Annotated in this window: 14 protein-coding genes; 4 read left to right on the top strand and 10 right to left on the bottom strand. The window is 38.7% G+C overall.

Annotated elements, in window-relative coordinates:
- The first annotated feature begins 160 nt into the window (after nucleotides 1-160).
- From ACJJH9_RS03345 to ACJJH9_RS03355, 3 genes are all read left to right on the top strand, one after another.
- Complete coding sequence (locus tag ACJJH9_RS03345) at nucleotides 161-1,372, top strand: hypothetical protein (RefSeq protein WP_444924311.1); 1,212 nt, start codon at nucleotides 161-163, stop codon at nucleotides 1,370-1,372.
- 1,069 nt (nucleotides 1,373-2,441) lie between these two features.
- Nucleotides 2,442-3,443 (top strand): helix-turn-helix domain-containing protein, encoded by a 1,002-nt coding sequence (locus ACJJH9_RS03350; RefSeq protein ID WP_444882576.1) that lies wholly within the window; start codon nucleotides 2,442-2,444, stop codon nucleotides 3,441-3,443.
- Nucleotides 3,430-4,659 carry an MFS transporter gene (locus ACJJH9_RS03355; protein ID WP_444925202.1) on the top strand — a complete coding sequence of 410 codons (1,230 nt, stop codon included), beginning with the start codon at nucleotides 3,430-3,432 and terminating at the stop codon, nucleotides 4,657-4,659. The genes ACJJH9_RS03350 and ACJJH9_RS03355 overlap by 14 nt, the downstream gene beginning before the upstream one ends.
- A 56-nt stretch (nucleotides 4,660-4,715) precedes the next feature.
- Here the strand turns inward: ACJJH9_RS03355 and ACJJH9_RS03360 are convergent, their stop codons facing one another.
- The 10 genes from ACJJH9_RS03360 to moeB all read right to left on the bottom strand — a co-directional run bounded on the left by ACJJH9_RS03360 (nucleotide 4,716) and on the right by moeB (nucleotide 18,972).
- On the bottom strand, nucleotides 4,716-5,882 hold the full coding sequence (locus ACJJH9_RS03360) for an acyl-CoA dehydrogenase family protein (RefSeq protein ID WP_444924312.1): 1,167 nt from the start codon (nucleotides 5,880-5,882) through the stop codon (nucleotides 4,716-4,718).
- A 57-nt stretch (nucleotides 5,883-5,939) separates the two neighbouring features.
- On the bottom strand, nucleotides 5,940-8,444 hold the full coding sequence (gene pigE / locus ACJJH9_RS03365; protein WP_444924313.1) for a prodigiosin MAP biosynthesis aminotransferase PigE: 2,505 nt from the start codon (nucleotides 8,442-8,444) through the stop codon (nucleotides 5,940-5,942).
- A 16-nt stretch (nucleotides 8,445-8,460) separates the two neighbouring features.
- Nucleotides 8,461-10,878, bottom strand: a complete 2,418-nt coding sequence (locus tag ACJJH9_RS03370) for a hypothetical protein (protein ID WP_444924314.1) — start codon at nucleotides 10,876-10,878, stop codon at nucleotides 8,461-8,463.
- A 29-nt stretch (nucleotides 10,879-10,907) separates the two neighbouring features.
- The gene (locus ACJJH9_RS03375; RefSeq protein ID WP_444924315.1) at nucleotides 10,908-12,023 is read right to left on the bottom strand and encodes a hypothetical protein; all 1,116 of its coding nucleotides are present in this window, start codon (nucleotides 12,021-12,023) and stop codon (nucleotides 10,908-10,910) included.
- A 1-nt stretch (nucleotide 12,024) separates the two neighbouring features.
- On the bottom strand, nucleotides 12,025-13,218 hold the full coding sequence (locus ACJJH9_RS03380) for an MFS transporter (RefSeq protein ID WP_252084775.1): 1,194 nt from the start codon (nucleotides 13,216-13,218) through the stop codon (nucleotides 12,025-12,027).
- Nucleotides 13,219-13,269: 51 nt separating this feature from the next.
- Nucleotides 13,270-14,949, bottom strand: a complete 1,680-nt coding sequence (locus ACJJH9_RS03385) for a class I adenylate-forming enzyme family protein (protein ID WP_444924316.1) — start codon at nucleotides 14,947-14,949, stop codon at nucleotides 13,270-13,272.
- On the bottom strand, nucleotides 14,946-16,859 hold the full coding sequence (locus ACJJH9_RS03390) for a CoA transferase (protein ID WP_444924317.1): 1,914 nt from the start codon (nucleotides 16,857-16,859) through the stop codon (nucleotides 14,946-14,948). The genes ACJJH9_RS03385 and ACJJH9_RS03390 overlap by 4 nt, the downstream gene beginning before the upstream one ends.
- 211 nt (nucleotides 16,860-17,070) lie before the next feature.
- Nucleotides 17,071-17,343 carry a MoaD/ThiS family protein gene (locus ACJJH9_RS03395; RefSeq protein WP_252084778.1) on the bottom strand — a complete coding sequence of 91 codons (273 nt, stop codon included), beginning with the start codon at nucleotides 17,341-17,343 and terminating at the stop codon, nucleotides 17,071-17,073.
- A 21-nt stretch (nucleotides 17,344-17,364) separates the two neighbouring features.
- Nucleotides 17,365-17,775 carry a M67 family metallopeptidase gene (locus ACJJH9_RS03400; RefSeq protein WP_252084779.1) on the bottom strand — a complete coding sequence of 137 codons (411 nt, stop codon included), beginning with the start codon at nucleotides 17,773-17,775 and terminating at the stop codon, nucleotides 17,365-17,367.
- Between the two features lie 27 nt (nucleotides 17,776-17,802).
- Nucleotides 17,803-18,972, bottom strand: a complete 1,170-nt coding sequence (moeB, locus tag ACJJH9_RS03405; protein ID WP_444924318.1) for a molybdopterin-synthase adenylyltransferase MoeB — start codon at nucleotides 18,970-18,972, stop codon at nucleotides 17,803-17,805.
- 527 nt (nucleotides 18,973-19,499) lie between these two features.
- Between moeB and ACJJH9_RS03410 the strand changes: the two genes are divergently transcribed.
- On the top strand, nucleotides 19,500-20,510 hold the full coding sequence (locus ACJJH9_RS03410; protein WP_444924319.1) for a class I SAM-dependent methyltransferase: 1,011 nt from the start codon (nucleotides 19,500-19,502) through the stop codon (nucleotides 20,508-20,510).
- Nucleotides 20,511-20,557: the final 47 nt, after the last annotated feature.

Here is a 20,557-nt window from a genome sequence, read left to right on the forward strand (position 1 = left end):
GTTAATCTTGACTGGTTATTTATCTTATCGGTTCATGATTCGGGATCCGATAAGGTTGGTATCTAACTATTAGCAAGCTACCGTAGTTTGATAAGTAGGATGTTTGAGTTTTGATACTATCCGGTAGCGGAGCTTATTAAAATGTGCAAAGGATTAGCGAGTGAAAAATAATAATTTATACTTGGTAACAATACTCATCCTAAGTGTTTGCAATACTCAAAGAGTAGAGGCTAACGGTGGTAATACCAACAGAATAACAGAAGTTCTAAAGTCGGGTGAGGTTGGAGTGAACCTTCGATACCGTACAGAGTATGTCGAACAAGATAATTTGTATGAAGATGCTGTAGCCTCTACTTTAAGAACACGTATTAACTGGAGAAGTGGTAGCTTTCAGGGGGCGAACTTCTTCCTTGAGTTGGACAATGTGAGTGAGATTGGTGTAGATAAGTATAACTCTACGGTTAATGGCAAGACTGAATACCCGGTTGTGGCTGACCCCAAAGGTACAGAGATTAATCAGGTGTACTTGAGATATAATTTAGAACAATTGAAAGTTACGGTAGGTAATCAGCGTATTAACTTAAATAACCCACGCTTTGTTGGAGGCATGGAGGGTAAAGCAAGCTGGCGTCAGAACGAAAGAACATACGATGGTATACGCTATCAATATGGTAATCCGGGTCAATTACAGTTAGATCACAGCTATATCTACAACATCAATCGTGTTTATGGAGAAGATAGCAACTTTTCAGATTTCAAAGGGGATATCCACTTATTTCGAGCTAGCTACCCTGTTTTAACAAAACATCAACTATCTGTATTTTTATATAATCTAGACTTCGATAATGCCATAAATGATTCTAGTCGTACTTACGGTATGGATTATCTGGGAAATTTTGGTGCCTTTGAAACCCGTTTGAGTTTCGCACACCAGAAAAATATTAATAAAAACCTTAATGATTACTCAGCAAATTATTATCTAGCTGAGATTACAGGCACCTTAGGAAAAATGAAGGGGAAAATAGGTTACGAGATACTGGGAGCAAACAACGGTATTGGTTTCAGTACACCACTTGCAACTACCCATAAATTTCAAGGATTTACAGATAAATTCAGAAAAACACCAGCAAAAGGCGTTGAAGATTTGTATGTTACTGCCAACTTAAAACTGATCGGTGGGAATTTGGGTATTAGTTATCATAACTTTGAAGCCAATCAGGGAAACGCGTTTTATGGTAGTGAATGGAGTGTCAGATATAATCGCAAATTCAGTAAGAATTTGTCTGGTATGGTGAAATATGCAACCTATAACGCAAAAGATTATTTATCTGATACAAATAAATTTTGGTTGATGATTACTATGAATTTTTAATTTCAGGGGTGATGTATAGATATTGACAATGTATCTTAGATTTAAAATGTTTTGAATTGTGGTATTTAGCTTGTCAGGAATAGGACTTATATGAAAGGGCAAGCTAACCACCTAGCCTACATTGGCCTGTTGTTAAAAGTTTTGTATAGCATAAAGTAAATTATTTTTTCTCATCCAAAATAGGTAGAACTGCCGGTGTTTACAGTTGCCAAATGGGATTAAATGGCGAACATTATGCAACCATAAAATATCCACTGATTCTGCTGGAAAGTAGAAGTGATGTCTAAGAAATTTCGATTATCCGACAGATATAAAGGATAAGCTGTGAGTTCTTCAATTAGCGTATAGAAATATCTTCCTCTATGGTTCTTATCACTGAGTTCTTTCTTAAGTAGGCTTCAGTCTTGAGAAGAGCAGGTAGTATGATTGATTGCACGAACAAAACACCTCTCAAGAAGTCTGACAAGCAATTACCCTGAATAGATGAAAGGGCTTTCTAGAGGTTTGGCATAGGAAAACTGTAAACTAGATATGGGAAAATAAGAATGGAAAGATGCAGACTGCTGACGATATTCAAGTAACAAGTACCATAACAGCAACCTCAGTATAGAAATAGTGTTCCTCTCCTCCTCATGCGACATTGCATACAAAACACTTACTTTTTGTGTGGAAAATCGATAGTTCTTGAATCTCCTAAAGATAGCTTGGTGGGCCACAGTTTAGATAGTATCTGACGAGAAAGTTCAAGTAGAAGAATAGTTTCTAGTATGGATGGAAGAATGTTTCAAAAGTATCAATGGCATAAAGTAGAGTGAAATTTTGAAACTTTTGATATTTTCTGCCCCAGGCAGTTAAGCAGATGATTATTTAACCTCTCTTCAGATCTTATATAACTTTACTCAACAAATAATCAAGATAGATAAGTCACAAAATAACACTTTAGCTAAATAACATCCTATTTAGTTTCTTACCTGTAGAAAATAAAGGTAGTTAGTTTAATTTCCTTGAAATGAAGGCAATCTAATGTATTCTCATGTGAAAAATTTGATGGATAGATGGATTAGATCAAATGGAGTTGTGTGGGAAAAAGTCTGTAATTGATGGTTGCGTACCATTTATTGTCTCTGATAATTACTTACAAGAGACAGGTAGGGCCCAGGGCAAGTGGAGCCAAACTTCTCTGCCACCTGAAATTGGCGATACGGAGTTCACGACGTGTAGAATATGCGACGATATTACTTTGACTGGAAGTAGCTGTACGTTTAATGACCACTATCTTTCGTGTATTCGCTATCAAAAAAATACAACACTACTGATATTTGGATTTGAAGGAGTTAGTTCCATTGGGTTTTCCAAAAATGATATAAATTATTTGATTAGACCTGGTGATGTTTGGTTGGTGAATACCGGAGGCAGTAAGCTTTTTCGATATACACCTTCTAAGCAAAAGAATGAAATGGTTGTAATCAAATATGCAACAAAACGTGTCGGTTTTGCCTTTCCAAATAAATCTAGAATTTTTTCCGATAATGGAACACCTTGGCTTATGAGGCTGGGTTATCAAGAAGCAAATGAATCCTGGATTTCAGACTTAATGGGAAACCCTTTTAATACGGCTTTAGATTGTTTGAGTGCTGAGGCAAAAACGCTCGATGTATTGGCTCGATGGCTGAGACCTCTCGCTGAACTTGCACCTGATGATACTCCCGTCGCAAAAAAATCATCCGAAATGGACAAGATAATAAACTTGATGACGGCTGATTTAGCTAATGTCCCTTCGCTGGAGGAAATGTCAAGAATAGTAGGGATGAGCCATAGTCGATTAAATAGAACCTTCAAAAAGACTTTTGGCAAGACAGTATTTGGTTGGCTAAGAGATTATCGGTTGGCGAGAGCACGATCACTGTTAAAAGATAAGCAAAGAAGTATTACAGATATTGCTTTCTTATGTGGATTTAGCAGTGCAAGCCATTTTGCACAGACTTTTAAACAGAGATATAGCTGCACTCCTATTGAATTTAGGAATAATGAAAGACTACAGGAAGTGTACTGTGAGTATGGAATCAGTTAAGTCTTTTAAGAAAGCACAAAACATTAACTTATTACTTCTTATCCTGGTTGCCAATGGAGTAGCGCACAGTCTATTTGTTATAACATTTCCTTTACTTGGTAGAAATTTGGGGCTAACAGATATTCAAACCGGTTTTATATTAACGGTCTCCTCTCTCGCTATGATGATTTCGGCTCCATTTTGGGGGGTTAAAAGTGAAATTTATGGAAGAAAAAAAATTATATCTATTGGTATATTGGTCACGGGTTTATTTTTGATATTGACCGCAAGTACTATATATATAAAGCTAACTTTTGATATAGCTGTGGTGTCTGTCTTTTTAATTATACTTTGCTTAAGGTTATGCCAGGCAATCGGGGTTGGAGGCATTATGCCGGCAGCTCAGGCATTTATTGCTGATCTCACCTCTCGTGACTACCGCGCAAGAGGAATGGGTAAAATGGGTGCTGCATTCGGAGTTGGTACTGTTGTTGGTGGTTTCATAGCAATGCTTATTGGTAAGCATTCCATTGCAATAGGCTTCTCGATCGTTGGATTAAGTCTATTAATATTGTGGTGGTTAGGCTGCAATAATCTACAAGAATCAAAGGAAATTGGAAGTTCGTCATTAAATACAAAATTTAAATTATCTTATAAGAATCTGCTACCAATGTTGTTCATAACATTTTGTGGTCTGCTAATTTATGGAACATTACAGCAAGTTATTGGTTTGAGGTTACAAGATGAATTTGGTTATTCCTCGGGAGAGGCACTTAAAAGAACTGGTGCAGTAATGATGACCAGTATGACAGTTATGGTTATAACTCAGGGTGTGTTAATGAAATTACTTTCATGGTCCCCTGAGAAGTTACTAATAGGTGGTTGTATCATTCAAGTTGTAGCCTTAGTTATATCTGCTTCTGCAGATTCTTACCTGTGGTTATTTTTAGGTATGGCAATTCTGGGAGGTGGAATGGGTTTGCTTTTTCCCGGAAATCTCGCGTTATTAAGTCTCAGTGGTGATGAGAATACACAGGGGAAAATAGCTGGAATCAATGGCGTCAGTAAAGGCTTAGGATTGGCCCTGGGCCCATTGGTGGGAGCATTTCTTCACCAGTTTTCCCCTCTCTCACCTTTTATGTTTACTATATTATTAGGTGGGCTAATGGTCGCTGTTAGTTTTTGGAGAGTTAAAAATCATAAGTTAATCCTTCTAAAAGGAAATCAATCAATCTAATTTCTCTGGTGTAGCCAGAAACTGACTGAAATAGTAGTTCTGGCTTTCAAGGGAATTTAGCTGGCTACGAAACAAGGCCCAACTGATCTTTTTAGACCCTTCGCTATGATATTCATATGGATTTCTGATGTTCCATCTATAATACGATACAGTCTAGCATCGCGATAGAAACTTTCAATCACCTCTTCATCGTGACAGCCGGAGGCGCCAAAGACTTGGACAGCCCTATCTGCAACACGCCCCAAAGTTTCGGTTGCGAGTATCTTTACTTGGGAAATGGCAGCCCGAGAATCTAAGCCAGTATCAATTTCCTTAGCAGTTTGTAGAAGAAGTGCTCTTGCAGCTGCAATTTCAATATTACTATCAACAATCATTTGTTTTATTTGGCCAAAATCAATGAGAGCTTTACTAAATTGTTGACGATCTTGGGCGTGTTTCTTCATCAAATACAACAGACGATGGCACTTCCCAATTGCCCTGGCTCCGACTTTACTTAATCTCGCTTTTCCTAATGTATCGCCCAGAATTCTAAAGCCGTCATTCTCCTCTCCTAGCAGCGCATCTTTTCCCAGAATAAGATTGTTGAAAATTAGCTCACGATGCGTTGTACCCTTAAATCCGAGCATATTAAAACTTTTGCCATAGGAAAATCCCTGTTGACTCTTGTCAACCAAAAATAAAGAGATTCCACGTGGACCAAGATCTGGTTGAGTTACAGCTGCAACTATAAAGTAGTCACAGAAATCCGCATCACTAATGAAATATTTTCTTCCATTAAGTATCCAGCCGGCATCACAGCGTACGGCCCTAGTAGTAATAGATGCCGCATCAGAACCTGCCTCAGGCTCAGAGACAGCTAATGCTGAGTGCCGATCGCCTCTGATACTAGGAATCAAGAAACGCTCAATTTGTTCAGCTGTACCTTCCTTAATACACTCATAGATATTTCCTGCCGCTCGACGTGCAAGAATTTCTTTGGTGGCTCCGAACTGTTCTTGCAAGAGAACGTTATCTAATGTGGTGAGTCCCCCCCCTCCAAATCGGCGATCAATATTGGCCGCAAAAAGACCTTCTTGTCGAGATTTTCTTATGATTTCATTAGAAGATTCTGAACTTATTCCACCAGATTTTTCAACCTCCTTTTCAAGAGGAAGGAGTTCTGTTTGTACAAAATCACGTGCTCTCTGAACAAGCTTTTCTTGTTGTTTTGTTAATAATGACATGTTTATCTTTTAGCTGCTGGCTTCCATTAAAAATTAATTGCTTAACATGTATGATGGTTAGTCCATAAAAGTAGACATGTCTCGGCATACTGAATCGAAAGCAGAAATAAATCTTAATGCTTCTTGGGAATTCAAAACCAATGGAGGTTGAATGCGCATCACGCGACTATTGTTCGCAGTAAGAAAAGTTAAAATATTATGTTCTTGAGAAAGCTTTGTAACGAATCTTAGGGAAAACATATCTTCCAAATTGGACTCAATTGCATCAATGGCAGCAAGCATATGATGCTTGGCATTATCTGACAGCATTTTGTAAGTTTCACGAGAATTCCAGGGTAAGCGATGAGCAAGTTCCTGAGCAGTAGCATTAATACTGCCTTTGAAAGATTGAGAAAATTCAATTGCAAGCATAAGTCCCATTCCCCTTACAGACTTAATGAAGGGGTATTGACTGGCAATTTCTTCTAATGAGCTTTTAAGTTTTTCTCCCATAGCTATAGCATTAGCCGCTAAATTTTCTTCTACAATAACATTTAAAGTCGCAAGAGCCGTAGCAGCAGCCAGGTTTCCGCCTCCAAAAGTTGATGTATGCAAAATACAGCGATCCATACTACCGTAAGCGCTATCCCATAAACGAGGATTTGATATCGTAGCACCAATTGGAATAGTGCCACCGGAAAGTGACTTGGATAATATTAAAATGTCAGGTACCACATTCTCCCACTCACAACAAAAGAGTTTACCGGTTCGACCTAGTCCCGTTTGCACTTCATCGAGAATCATTATGACATTATATTTAGTACATAAGCGCCTGACTTCTTTTAAATATCCTTTAGGTGGTAATAGAACACCGCCTTCACCCTGTATAGGCTCAAGGATAAATGCCCTCACGTCACCTTTCTGTAATTCCTCCTCTAATGCGGTCAAGGAACCGAAAGGTATTTCATGGCATTCAGGTAATAGAGGTTCGAATTCTGATCTGTGTTTAGTGCGGCCAGTGATAGATAATGCCCCAAGGGTTTTTCCGTGATAGCCATTATCACAATATATCAAACGACCCGTTGAAGTTGCGGCAAGAGCCATTTTAATAGCAGCTTCCACAGCCTCTGTACCTGAGTTACTGAGGAAGACTCTTGATAAATCTCCAGGAGCAAGCTCAGCCAGCCTCTCTGCAAGTAGAGAGGCATGATATGGCATGGAGACATACTGAACAAAAGTAGGATTCTCCGATGATAAATAATCTGTGATAGCTTTTGTTACTTTAGGGTGATTATGGCCAGTATTAAGGCACCCATAACCGGCAACAAAATCTAAGTAAATTGTTCCATCCATATCAGTGAGTTGACATCCACTTCCGTGATGAAAAACACGTTCAATATGGTTAAATTGGTAAAAATCTGCCATCACAGGATTAATGTGATGTCGAAATCTACTAATGGTTTGAGTGCGCTGTAGGTGTTTTGAAGTATCAAGAGAGACCTGAATATCACGATGATGGCGAAGAAGCCCATAAAAATGGGAATCGGTAATCCACTCTCCGTCGGTGGCCATTGGTACAGTGGTAAAACCATGTTTTTCTGCTAGTTGGCCAATGTTTAATACACGCTCTGGCGGCAGTATTCTACCTAATGAATAGTCTTCTCTGCATTGCTCTAAAGTTAAAACGATAGTTTCTGCTAAGCAACCATTCATGAACTTCTTTGGAGCAAAATTTTTAGTGGCTTCCCCGAAGCTGACTTCAGGACCTGCAGATATCAGGCCACCATCTATAATCAGAATATCTTCTCTCGGCTGTAGTGTGGGCATTACATCCTTAGGTAAGGCTGCGTCAACCACTATTGAGCCAGAAAGAAGTCTGGCTGGATCTATTACACTGCCTGTAGAAGTTGCTGCAATATAAAATTTAATTCTACCGTAACAATCTTCAATATTATTAGTGAGCGTTACAGATGAATGCATCTGGCTAGGCAGGTAGTTCAGATATTTATCAGGATCGCTCTTACCTCGATGCACTAATGTTAGGTGACAACCTTTATCGATAAGCAGTTGAGCAATAGCGAGAGAAATAGAGCCTGGATAGCCTATAATGGCAACTTCTATACCTTGAGGTGATAGTTCGAGCCGCTCCATAGCTTGTAGAATGTTTCTTTGAGCAGCATAAGCTGTTAGAGAGTTACCTGTGGTGATTGGAATTGAGCATTTCTCTGCTGTCTGCAGGCCCCGATTTCCAACGATGCCAGTGAATCCACCTAACCCAACTAGTTCTGCTCCACGGCTTTGTAAGTCATTGATTCCCTCAATAACACGTTTTGTTACATTTCGATGTTCCGAAAGCATTTCCTCTGCGGTTAGAGGCATATAGTGAATAATTCCACTACATTGTGACCCTGCCTTACTGATAACGGAATCAAAAGTAGTAAATGGCACAAGGTTTTGCTTTTTCCAGTAGTCCTCATGATAACCATTACTTTGCTCATCAATATTTCGGTTGACCAAATCAATAAGTTTAACATGACGCTTCAGGGCAACTGATGTTGGGTGAGCGATAAATCCAAATTTCATTCTTTTAAGTCCAAATTCAAGCTGTAATTCGATTCCAGGAGGCTTCAGAGATTAGGCTTAGACCATCTCCATCAGAATTGTGGGATAGAAGCACCTCAGCAATATTTATTCTTCCCTTTTGATTCAAAAGATCTCCTATTTGCTGCTCCTGATAGCTACTAACCCTTGTTCGATTAACAATGATATTGCGGGAAGTAACAGGCTCTCTCTTATACTCGGTATGGTTCTCCTGAAGTGGTAAAGGCACCACTACCTGTCGACCACAGCCGGATGGTGTTCTTTTGTCCAAATATGTTTGAATCATTGATAAAACACCATTGCATAGATACAAAAGTGTAATATTAATTTTTGTCCCATTTGGGTTTTGAGATAAAGCATGGACAAGTTGACTCTCAATATTGGGAACCAGTGCTCGTGCACCATCGCCAATAAATGCCAATACATTTTTATCAGAAGTTCTAGCAATGTAGGGTAGGGCAGAAAGCGCATCTCCCATTAGTGCTCTTCCGTACCAGCCAGAAAAACTACGACAGGTCCTTGGTATATTACGTATTGCTGATAACCCACAGCGTCCTACATCATAAACACCAATGAATTCAAATGCATTGTTCTCAATTAATCTCCTAACCTGCTGCCCTAACTTCAACATGAAATAATTGGCTGACATTGGAAGGCTGGCCATATAATCCCCGGGTACACATTCGTCAAGATTTGTAGCCTCTGTCAAGTATGCTAAGCGATTTGCTTTGATGTGATCCTGTACGTCTAAGTGCGCCTTTATATACTCCAAGAGTTTTACAAGAGGCATATTAAGGGCAATATTGCTGTAAGGAGAGAGATGACGTTTATTTTTATTAACTTGGACGATATGGATATTACGCTTCAGTTTACCTTCTGAAAATGGGGTCGCAGCCTGATCAATTTTATGCTTTAAAAAAAATTGACTAAGAGTATCCGGTCCTCGTAGTTTTCCATTGTCATGTAGGTAGTGATAAACCCGTCGACTGAAAGCATAGACGCCGAAGGTTCCAAGATAGTTTTTATTAAGTTTTCCATTTCTATAAGCTTGAACCGTACCTGGATGAGTTAATGAATCGGTTAGAGCTATACCTGCATCTTGCGCAATTTGGGTTACCAACTCAAGCTCATACTTAGAAAGCGGACCACAGTTCCAGAGTAATCTGATATCAGAATTGTTAATTAAGTTCATAACAGTATCGAGATCATTCTGATGTATATCATCAGGTTCGGATACTTTAGATATGAATTCAGATGGGCTAAATGTATTCTCCCTAGACTCGAGTATATTAGGAGTGGCAAAAATGAAAACGGGACCAGGATTTTCATGCATGACTTGAAAAGCCTTATTCAGCTGTTCTGATAAGGTTTCCCGATCATGTAGGTATACGTGGGGTATCCTTCTGGCAGCTATGACCTCACGCCCATCAGTATCAACGTCAATTGTTCCCTGAAAAGCAAACCAAGAATCGGCTGGACTATCAGCACATATAATTAAGCCTGGGGCTTTTGCTCTTTGAAGGTTGGATAAAGTGCCACGAAATTCATCAATCATACCAGAAGTGACTGTAATAACGTATGAACGCTCGAATAGTTGCCATCCTGCTAATGCGCCAGCAGCTAAACAATGCTCATTATTACCAGTTAAACATCTGGGCGATGAATCATCCTGGGCATCCGTACATAATGCCTGTATTGAGCGAATTAAGTTGGCTACCATAGAGCCCGTATAATAGTGGAAATCCCATTGCTTCGGCCAGAATTCTTGCATGTGACTAAAGATTGCCTGGGCGAGTCCAATTGGTGATTTAGTGGTTGCTGCAGTTCTTGATAATAACTTATTGAGATAACCGTGCTCCATGTGATCAATCAATAGTTTTAGCAATTTCGCCCTAACTAAATCCGGATCGTCTTGTAGAACTTGAATCTGAGTACTGCCATCAACATATGATAAAATACTATTTAGACTCTCTTCTGGCACGTACATAACTTTAGAAAATGGAGTAAGTGTACGTACTTTACAAGATGATATTAATAAATCAAAAGGGCTTTCGGGTAAGCTAATGTTGGCCTCTTTGGAGTATTCGGGTAAATATTCAGTATCAACAATAAATATGTCAAAAACAGTATTTTCTCCAGGCAACACCTTAATTGCTTCATTTAAATCTCTAAATATATATGGAGTAAATGAGAATTCATGACGCTTGCCAGCATTCGTTAGATAGTGTTGAGCTTGTTTTATAGTGGCATTCAATATGTCCCTATTATTTTTCGGCGGTAGAGAAAATGGCTCTATCGTAAATGAGCAATCATCCTCAGGATTTTGAATGACATGGATAAGAGAAAAAATATAATCCAGCTCTTCAATAAGAGCAGGGTTCTCAGAAATAATGCATATCCCTATGTTGTGATTCATCTCTAAAGTTGAGCCTCTAATTCGTTTTGTTAAATATCGTTTGGATCAATAATTTTTTCTGATATAAGCAGAGCCTGCAGAAGAAAAAAATATCCCCATATTGTTTCACCTAAACTTTCTTCGCTAGAGTTAATACGAAAAAAGCAACCGTTAAAATATGCCTCATGGGACTGGTCGTTTATATTGAAGTAGTCAGACTCAATTATATTTTTAATAATAGAGTTGGCTTCTGCTCGCCAATCAATCATATTGTTTGGACATGCGGAAAGTTTATACATGGATAATGCCGCGATCAGTGATGCAGAGGGATCCAGGTGATTTCGATTTCCATTTTTAAGGTTCTTAGGGAATTTATCAGAATATTCATTAAGCCATTCAACGCACAATGATTCAGCCAATGTATGATAATCTCCGCCCCAAAGACGGGAAGCAGTAGCTAAGCCCAAAAGTCCCCAACTATGGCCTCGAGCCCAACCCTTGGAAGAATTGCTTATTTTTATTTTATTGCTTCCAAGTGTAGCATTTGCAGAAAAATTACCACTTGGGTCGAGCATAAACTTAATAATTGAATCGGTGTGTGATTTTGCAGTAGAGCGGGTTTCAGAGTCACCATACTGTAACAGTTGGATAAGAGCAGCAAGGCCATCTATATTTAGTGTGTTTTTTCCTTTTTCCCCTGCCCCCAAAGCGGTTCCCATAGGATAGCAATCCCACTTCGAATTGAAACTTTGAAAGATGGTTTTTGCTGCTTTTTCCGCAAATGAAATAGACTTAGTATCGTTAAATAAACGAATGCCGGGCGCTAATGCATACCAATAAATCATGCTGCGGAATATTGTGTCTGAATATAGTTTTGGTGTGAGACGTTCTAAAATAGAAGACGCGTAATTTCTATCAATATCCTTTCCACTGATTTTTGCCTTTAACCACCAGCTGCCACACCAAAATCCGCCCATCCAAGAACCTCCTGAAGAAAATTTCCACTGATTATCCTGGAGGGATGTAAATATTGGGAAATTATCATCACAAGAATAAGAAATTCTCTCTAAAGTATTGGTTATGGCATATATGGCAGTGTAATTTACACTTGTAGAAGAGTCTGAAAAAGAAGACTCTTTATTCTCTACCAACAAAGAATTATTCATTTTAAACAGCTTCTTGTTGAGTGAGAGAATGTTGGTTTGCAAGAATCAGGCAAGAACTCCCACTTATCAACAGGATTAAAATAGTAAATATCCATCCACTTGAAAAAGATTCAAAGAATGAAATGATCATTCCAAAAATAGATGATCCGACGGCTATACCAGCAAAAAAAGCAGCAGATATCATTCCAGATGCATAGGCAATAGGGCCAAATCTTGAATCCTTTACAACCATTCCCATAGCTATTGCATTAGTTGCCACAATACTTAATCCAATTCCAATGACTCCAATATAAATTGGCCAAGAGGCCTCAATATTTGATTTCATTGTGATAAATATGGCTAGAATAGCGAATCCAATCATCCCTACGATAAACATTGCTTGATTATCAAATGATGAGGCTATAGGTGTCATTATAATTCGAGAGGACATTCCTGTAATGCCAAACAATGTAATGAGAAGCCCTGCTTGCTCTGGGCTTAGGGATAAACTGATTGCAAAGCTTGGTATATAAGTGATGTATGCAGAAAGAACTGCTCCAATTCCTCCTTGGGTTAACATTAATAGCGCAAGCTTTCTATTTGGAATGTATTGTTGAGAGGATTTCCTTACTAGAGGCTTATTTGGAGATACTTTCCAACTTAGTATTGCCATTACTATTGCTATAGGTACTACAGCCAAGAAGGATACTCTCCAACCCCAATTATTTGCTATAAAAGGCAGAGTGAAACCGGCAAGTAATGCTGATAACTGCACTCCGGATTGCTTCATACCGACCATCATGGCCTTACTAGAGTCTGGGATTCTTAGTGCAATTAACTTATTAGTTAAGGGATTGGCTAAGGCTTGAGAAAGACCAACTATAGAAATTGCGCCAATGATTGTCCATAAGCTATCCGAGATACTAATTATAAAAAAAGATATTGCAATTGTTATGAAGTGAAGAACATATGATGCCCTAAGACCAAAATAGTCGACAGCATTTCCCGCAAATAGGGATAAAATTGATGCTAACCCAAAAGAAACCATCACAATATAGCTCAGGTCACTCTCTTGTACTTGTAGTGCTTTAATTAAATATGGGCTCAGCACACCAGTTGCATAAAGAATGAACATTGGTAATGCCATTGCAAGTAAAAGAACCAGTCCAATTTTTATTTTATCGAACGGATCTATATGAGTTGGAGGGGCACTCATGATCGATTTAATCCTTTTTAGGGAGATGGGGTATCCAAAATGGTAGCAAAATTATGTTACAGTATCGTATTCACTATTCCTTGATTGTTCTCTGCTCTTTCCCAATGAAGAGATATTTTCCACAAGCATTTTTTTATTAATTTTTCCGGCAGGGGTCATCGGTAGTTGCCGGTAAAATTGCAGATACTCTGGTAGTTTATTTACTTCCAGGCCTTGATCCCTAAGGTAATCATTAATTTCATTAAGTGAGAGAAGATCTGAACCTTCGCGCAGAGTGATACAGATACAAACTCTTTGGCCAAGATCTTCGTCTGGTACAGGAATACAGGCTGCACTTATAATCTCAGGATGAGAGGTTGCAATTTTTTCAATTTGAACAGGGCTAATATTCATTCCGCCCCGAATAATGATATCTTTTTTTCTCCCGAGAAGAATAAGATATCCATTATCATCAATACAACCCAGATCACCAGTATAAACCCAGCCTTCATGATCCCTGTAACGTTGGTCTAGATCTGGGGCATTTACATATTGCATCGGCGTCATCGGCCCTCGCCCAGCTATTTCTCCGATCTCCCCTTGAGCCAAAGGTTGCTTTTGATCATCTACAATTCGAATTTCACAAATACTAGGATTTGGACGTCCAACGGATCTACAAATAGAATCTAAAGAATCTTCCAATGTATTATGGCAATTAATACCATCGGCTGATCCATAAAGGCTAATAATTCTACAGTCAAAAGCACTAACACAGCGATAAATTGTCGCTTGATCAATAATGGCGCCACCACTGACAATGGCCGTAAGACACGATAAGTCAGTTTTTTGTAGTTCTGCAGCCGCCGCCATACGCTGAAACATGGTGGGAACACCAAAAATATGACTTGGTTTATGTTGCTGTATAGCCTCTATAGCAGTAGTTATATCAAACTTTGGAAGAAGTACTAATGAACCTCCCATCCAGGAAAGCACACCAAATGTCGCACTAGAGCCAAATGCAGTTCCCAAAGGCATAAGGTATAATGCACGAAAGTCTCTATTGGGCTTAGTAATTCTTTCTAAAAATCGTCCTCTTCCACCTAATATAGCATTGTGTGAATAAGCAACTAATTTGGGTTCTGATTCAGTACCTGAAGAAATAAGAAACCTTACAGGGCTATTAGGGCATACTTTGATCGGAGTTTTAAGCGGATCATTTTTAAATAATTCATCAAGATCATTCCAGTTAGTTTCACTGGATGCTGGTTTATCACCTTGGACGATAAATGTTCTCAATGATAATGCATTTGGACGAATCGATTGAATTATTTCACAGTAATCAATATCTGCATAAGATCTTTCAGTAATCAATGCTCTGGCATTAGTACGCTTGATAACAGATTTAATATCAAGGCTGCCTCGCCCAAGTGGAATCGGACAGACAACAGCACCGATTGCAGCACATGCAAGATCAATAGCACATGATCGCCAGGAGTTGACCAGCTGATAAACAACAACGTCCCCACTGACAATCCCCATTTTCAAAAAGCTATTAGCAAGCCGGGCTGCGGATTCAGATAATTGGCTATAAGTTGTTATTGTATCTTTCTCAAGTATTGCTGGTTTATTTGGTTGTTTTATAGCGTTTTCGCAAAATTTTTTATAAACAGTTTGCTCGGGATAATATCCTTTAGAAGTCCAATCCTGTCGCACCGAAATGGGCACTATATCAATCACACCTGTATTGTTCATTTGAATCTCCATGGCGTGGTTACACGAGAATAATTTGAGGTTTGAAAGTTTTCTTTAAAGCGAGGCTGCTTGGGTAGCTCTTCGAGTGACTCTATTACTTGACTACATGGGATGTTATGTTTCTCAAAAATAAATAACCACTCTTGAGCATTTTTGTCTTCAAGAATTTTCTCTAATTTTTCATCTATGTTAGAATGTTCTAAATCTCTGAGCGTCAAATTAATTTCATCTAGCAAAGGAATTAGTTCATTAGGTGAGGAGAACTCTAGGATGATATATCCATCTAAGGTCTTGAATAGCCTTCCTTTCTGAAATTCAGGCTTTTGATGTTTTTCCCTAATAGATTTAATAATTGGTTGGGTTAAAAGTGTCGCGCTTCCCAGTAATGAGGTATCTACACGACATCCCTGGTTATTAAAAAATTTACGGAATAGACCTAAGGTGGTTCCTTGAGCTGAAATTATCCCTCCAAGAACATCGAGGGCTGTATATAGGGTGCCTCCATTATTCTTATTATTATGTGAAAGCTCACTAGCTAGTCCAGAATAAGCCTGTACGGTGAAATCAGTACCAGGATAGTGCACATCGTTATCTAAAATTCCCCATCCACCGGCATAGTTATAAACAATATCAGGGTTTACCTTTTTCAAATGTTCGTGGTCGAGTTGTAGTTGCTTGGCTTTTCCTGGAGCCCAGTTATGAATAAAGACATCCGCAGTAGAAACTAATGAAAGAACTTCAGCGCGACCCGCAGGTGTTTTAATATCGATTTCCCGAACCTCTTTAAGATGGTTTAGTGCGTCAAATCGCGCTGAACAATCTCCAGCAAGAGGAGGCATTCCTCGTAATGGGTCACCACCAGGTGGCTCAATTCGTACTACCCTAGCTCCCAATAAGGCTAGTAAATGGCCAGCTATAGGCCCTTGAATCCGTCGGCAGGACTCGATAACAGTAAGTCCACTCAAAGGCTTACTTTGGTCAGTAATAAAGTTATTTGAAGTGTCTTGATTTAAAATATTTTTTGAAGAATCTTTGTATATTTCATTATTAATAACTTCAGGTCTAAGTTGCCATGGGCCTCGTTCCAATAAAATAGATATATCTCTATCAGTGGACCTTTCTAAAAGTGTTCTCTGACGACATACTGCGACCCCCGATTCACTTGCTAACAATTCAATATCTTTAAATTTACAAGAAGAAATTTTTGATATGAGGGTTCTTGGCAGATATGATGTTGCTTTCGCATACCGCTGCAGAAATGACTGCCAACCTTTGCTCATATCCTCCTGGCTGATCCCAAGAGCACTCCAGAATCGACGCCAAGGTTCTGGAGAAAGAGTTTCTAATTCAAAAAGCACACCATCTGCTGAACAGAAAGGTGGTCGTTGAGAATGATCGTGTACTCCGGGAGGAATATTCTCCGCATATTCATTTACAGTTGCACCAGCAAGGTATTGCCCAACACACAATAACCCTGCAGATACCATGGAGGTTTGAAATCCTCTCGAATTTAATCCGCGTCTATGGCCTATAGCGGTGGCTATACAGCCTAAAAGAGTTAAAACAGCTGATGCGCTAGATAGATAGGGAGCATTCAAGGCATCTATTCCACCAATGGAACGTCCATGAACCGACATCAAGCCAGTTGCGGCCTGAATCACAGACTCTGAGCCTTGCCGTAGGGGATCATCTGACCAAAAAGAGAAAAGGTTTTCCTGAGTTCGTCTATCTGAAGATATAAATTTGAATGAAAAATTTACATCACTATTTAAACTTAAATCATTTTCTACTTGAATTCCTAACGCATGGCACTGATACTGAAAAGTATTTATTGTTGACTGTAGGTGAACCGGAACTTCTTTAAAGTTACCAATAATTGTACAATCGCTAAGAAATTTATCCATTTCCATAATTTATATACCACCAAAATCTGTTGCCAGTAACACAATCAATCAATCAATTAAATTAATTGAGGTCGTTATTTAAGAGCAACAAGGTAACTCTGGTTATTTCTCTACCGGTTAGATTAGGTATCACTATATAATGTAAAAAGGTGAGTCGATAATGCCGACCACCTTTTTCAGATGTTAAGGTTTTTTACAGTTTTTTATTTGTTTTTAATTAACCACCTGCAACAGCTGGAAGTATAGTAATGACATCGCTTGATTTTATGTCTGTAGCTAATTGGTTTTTGAAGCGAATATCATCTTCATTTACATAAATGTTCATAAATTTGTGAACTTCCCCTTCTTTTAATAAGCGGTCTCTGATCCCTGGATATTGCGATTCTAGAGATTCTATTAACTCTTTGACTGTTTGTCCTTCAGACGTTACTTCTTTTTGATTGTTAGTTAGAGTTCGTAAAATAGTGGGAATTTTTACTTTCACTGACATGCTTTTATCTGCCTATTTGTTTTATTGCGATACTACGTTAATTGTTTCTTCGATGGCCTTTTTGTCTACTATGCGATAGCTACGCACTTCACCAGGTTTACCCCCAGTTGTTGAAACCAAAACATAACTGGCATCAGGATACCAAGCATGTTGAATATCTTCTTTACTTGGAAAGGCGCGGGAGTTTGTATGTGAGTGATAGAACACCATTGGCACTTCATTTTTTTCTTCCATTTCTTGCCAGACCTTAAACTGTTCTTTAGGGTCAAAAGCAAAAAAATTTTCAGAGCGTGCTGCATTTTGCATCGGCACTATTCTATGGGGTACTTGATTATCTTTTTTACCAAGAATAATGCCGCAAGCCTCTATAGGGTGCTCAGCAAGTGCTTGATTCATAATAGATTCTATATGTACATCTAAAATCTTCAGCATAGTAAATTTCCAGTCTGTGCTTTAGTGTTAATAAGCTGGAAGTTCAGGTTCAATATCTTTAATCCAGGCAAGAATGCCTCCATGGAGATTGTAAAGATTAGTGAACCCCTGATTTTCTAAAGCGGCCAGAGCTTGTCTGGATCTTCCACCAATTTTGCAGTGTAAAACTATGAAGGTGTTTTTATCTACCGACTCTAATCCACGCCCGGCTAGAATGTCAGCTTTAGGAATATGAATAGCACCTTCAATACAGCAGATGTCTCGCTCTCCGGACTCCCTTACATCAATCAGCAGATGCGATTTTCCTATCTGCCGAATTTTATGCAATTCAGTGGGTGTTAAAGTGGGAATTTCTTCTTGTGCTTGCGAAGGCTTAGTTAGTCCGCAAAAAAATTCATAGTCACAGAGTTCTGTAATTGGTTGTCTATCGGGATTACGATAAATGGGTAATTTACTGAAGGTCATATCCAGTGCATCATAGACCATCAATTTCCCAATAAGAGGACTCCCAATACCGGTGAGTAGTTTTATGGCTTCAGTCGCCATAATTGAGCCTATTGCTGCGCATAGGACTCCTAACACCCCTCCCTCCGAACAGGAAGGTGCATGCTCAGGGGGGGGCGGCTCTGGATATAGATCACGGTAGTTGATTCCTATATCGCCAGGAGCATTTTCCCAAAAAACAGAGGCTTGGCCTTCAAATCTGAATATTGAACCCCATACGTAAGGTTTTTTGGCCATTACGCAAGCATCATTGACTAGGTAACGAGTAGCAAAATTATCTGTTCCATCTAAAATAAGATCATAATCTGAAATTATTTCTAGAGCATTTGTCCTATCTAGACGTGTTTCATGCAGTTCAACATGAACGAAAGGGTTGACCTCTTGAACTGTTGCTTTTGCGCTATCGAGTTTATTTTCACCTATATTGGATTGGCCGTGGATAACTTGACGCTGAAGATTAGAGGCATCTACTGTATCAAAATCTACGATACCGAGTGTTCCTACTCCCGCTGCAGCCAGATACAGTAATGCCGGTGATCCGAGTCCGCCTGCACCAATAATCAAAACTTTACTGTTTTTTAACCGTTTCTGCCCATCGATTCCAATATCTGGCAACAGTAGGTGACGGCTATACCTCTCCATTTCTTGTTTACTGAGTTCGTGAACGGGGCTGACAAGCGGGGGCAGTGTCATTACGTAGTCCTTGTTATATCTTTTATCTATCGAATTTGATTATCAAACCGTTTTTTATTGAGGTTCGATATAAAATTAGGCTCAAGATTTTGTCATATCACGAACAGTCGAAAGGGTTAACGGCGTTCAGCAATTGATATTCCTTCGCTCCTGTAATGATAGGAAACGATTGCAGAGCAGCCTATTGTGTTCTCATAAAGCAAGTATCAAGGAGCGATGTGAATCCTGAAGCTAATTTTGTTTACAGGTTACTTTGAAGCAAATAGGAACTCTGGAATTAGATTTAGATCTGTTTTGTATCTATAGCTATTTATTGCGTTTTCTACTTAACCTTGTTACCAATTTGTCAATAAATGGCTTAAAGCTTTAGTTATTAGCTTTTAAATTTTATAAATAATTTAATCTGACTTTGTTTAGAAATCTCAATTGTTAATCGCTGGGTTTTCAGGTCATCTGTCTTATTGGGTAATCTTTGATTATAAAGTTTGTGATTAGATATCTATTGTCAGAAAATATTGGAATTATCAATGTTGTTTAATAAATCCTCCTTTGGGGATGATGCTCAATTTTTTTTATTTGATACTCTAGTGGCTCCTTTACGGTGGGAGATTCTATCAGCAGGGATAAAACTTAAAATATTTGATTATCTGCAGGATGCACGTACAGTTAAGGACGTTGCTCTTCACTTTGATTTTCTAGAGAACCGGGCTGAACTTTTCCTTAACTCAATGGTTTCAATAGGGTTGATTAATAAGTTTAAAGGAAAGTATCAAATAAGTAGCTCCTATCGTTCTTTATTAACTTCTGGTTCCGATTCTTCTTTGTGTGGGTTATTGCAACATCTCAGTCAGATAAAGCATGTAAGTGAATCTGAGATTATTGACCTCCTGAGCAGTAAGCATCAGAAGAAAAATGGCCCTACTATGAAAGATCCAGAATTTTGGAACGATATGATAGAAGGCCTTAGGTTATTTCATTTATCAGTTAGAAATTCAATAGTTTTAGATGTTCTAATGTCACAGCCTAACTGGTCTGATGTTAATCATATATTGGATCTCGGAGCAGGTTCAGAGCAGTTGGCTATAGATCTACTTTCGGTTAAGCCAGATCTTAAAGTAACAATTTTTGATTTGCCTGGTATTGCCTCTCTAATTAAAAATCAAGTTTTTCAAAAAGCACAGATAAATGTTTTAGAAGGTGATATGAACACAGCTTCTCTAGGGAGCGGATATGATTTAGTTTTTGCTTCGATGGTCTTATATTACGCCGATGATCTTATTCATACCTTAGAGAAAATACGTCAATCTCTTAATCCTGGTGGAATGTTCCTTAGCTTTCATGAAAAGCTGAACAGCGAAAGAACATCTCCTGAGTTTCACATTGTTGGTCGTATTCACGCAGAACTAAAGTTGGGTCCACTCTCTTTATCTGCTGGTTCAGTAGAAAAAGCTCTTGCTGAAGCTTGCTTTAAAGATATCTTTACTCAAGTCTTGAAGACACCGTTTGGTGATATCGAGCTGGTGAGTGGAATTGCTTAGTAATGGTTACTAATTTTTGTTAGAAAAATATTCTCTTGGGAGACCAT

Source organism: Microbulbifer mixtoriginis (SeqCode) (assembly GCF_052466715.1).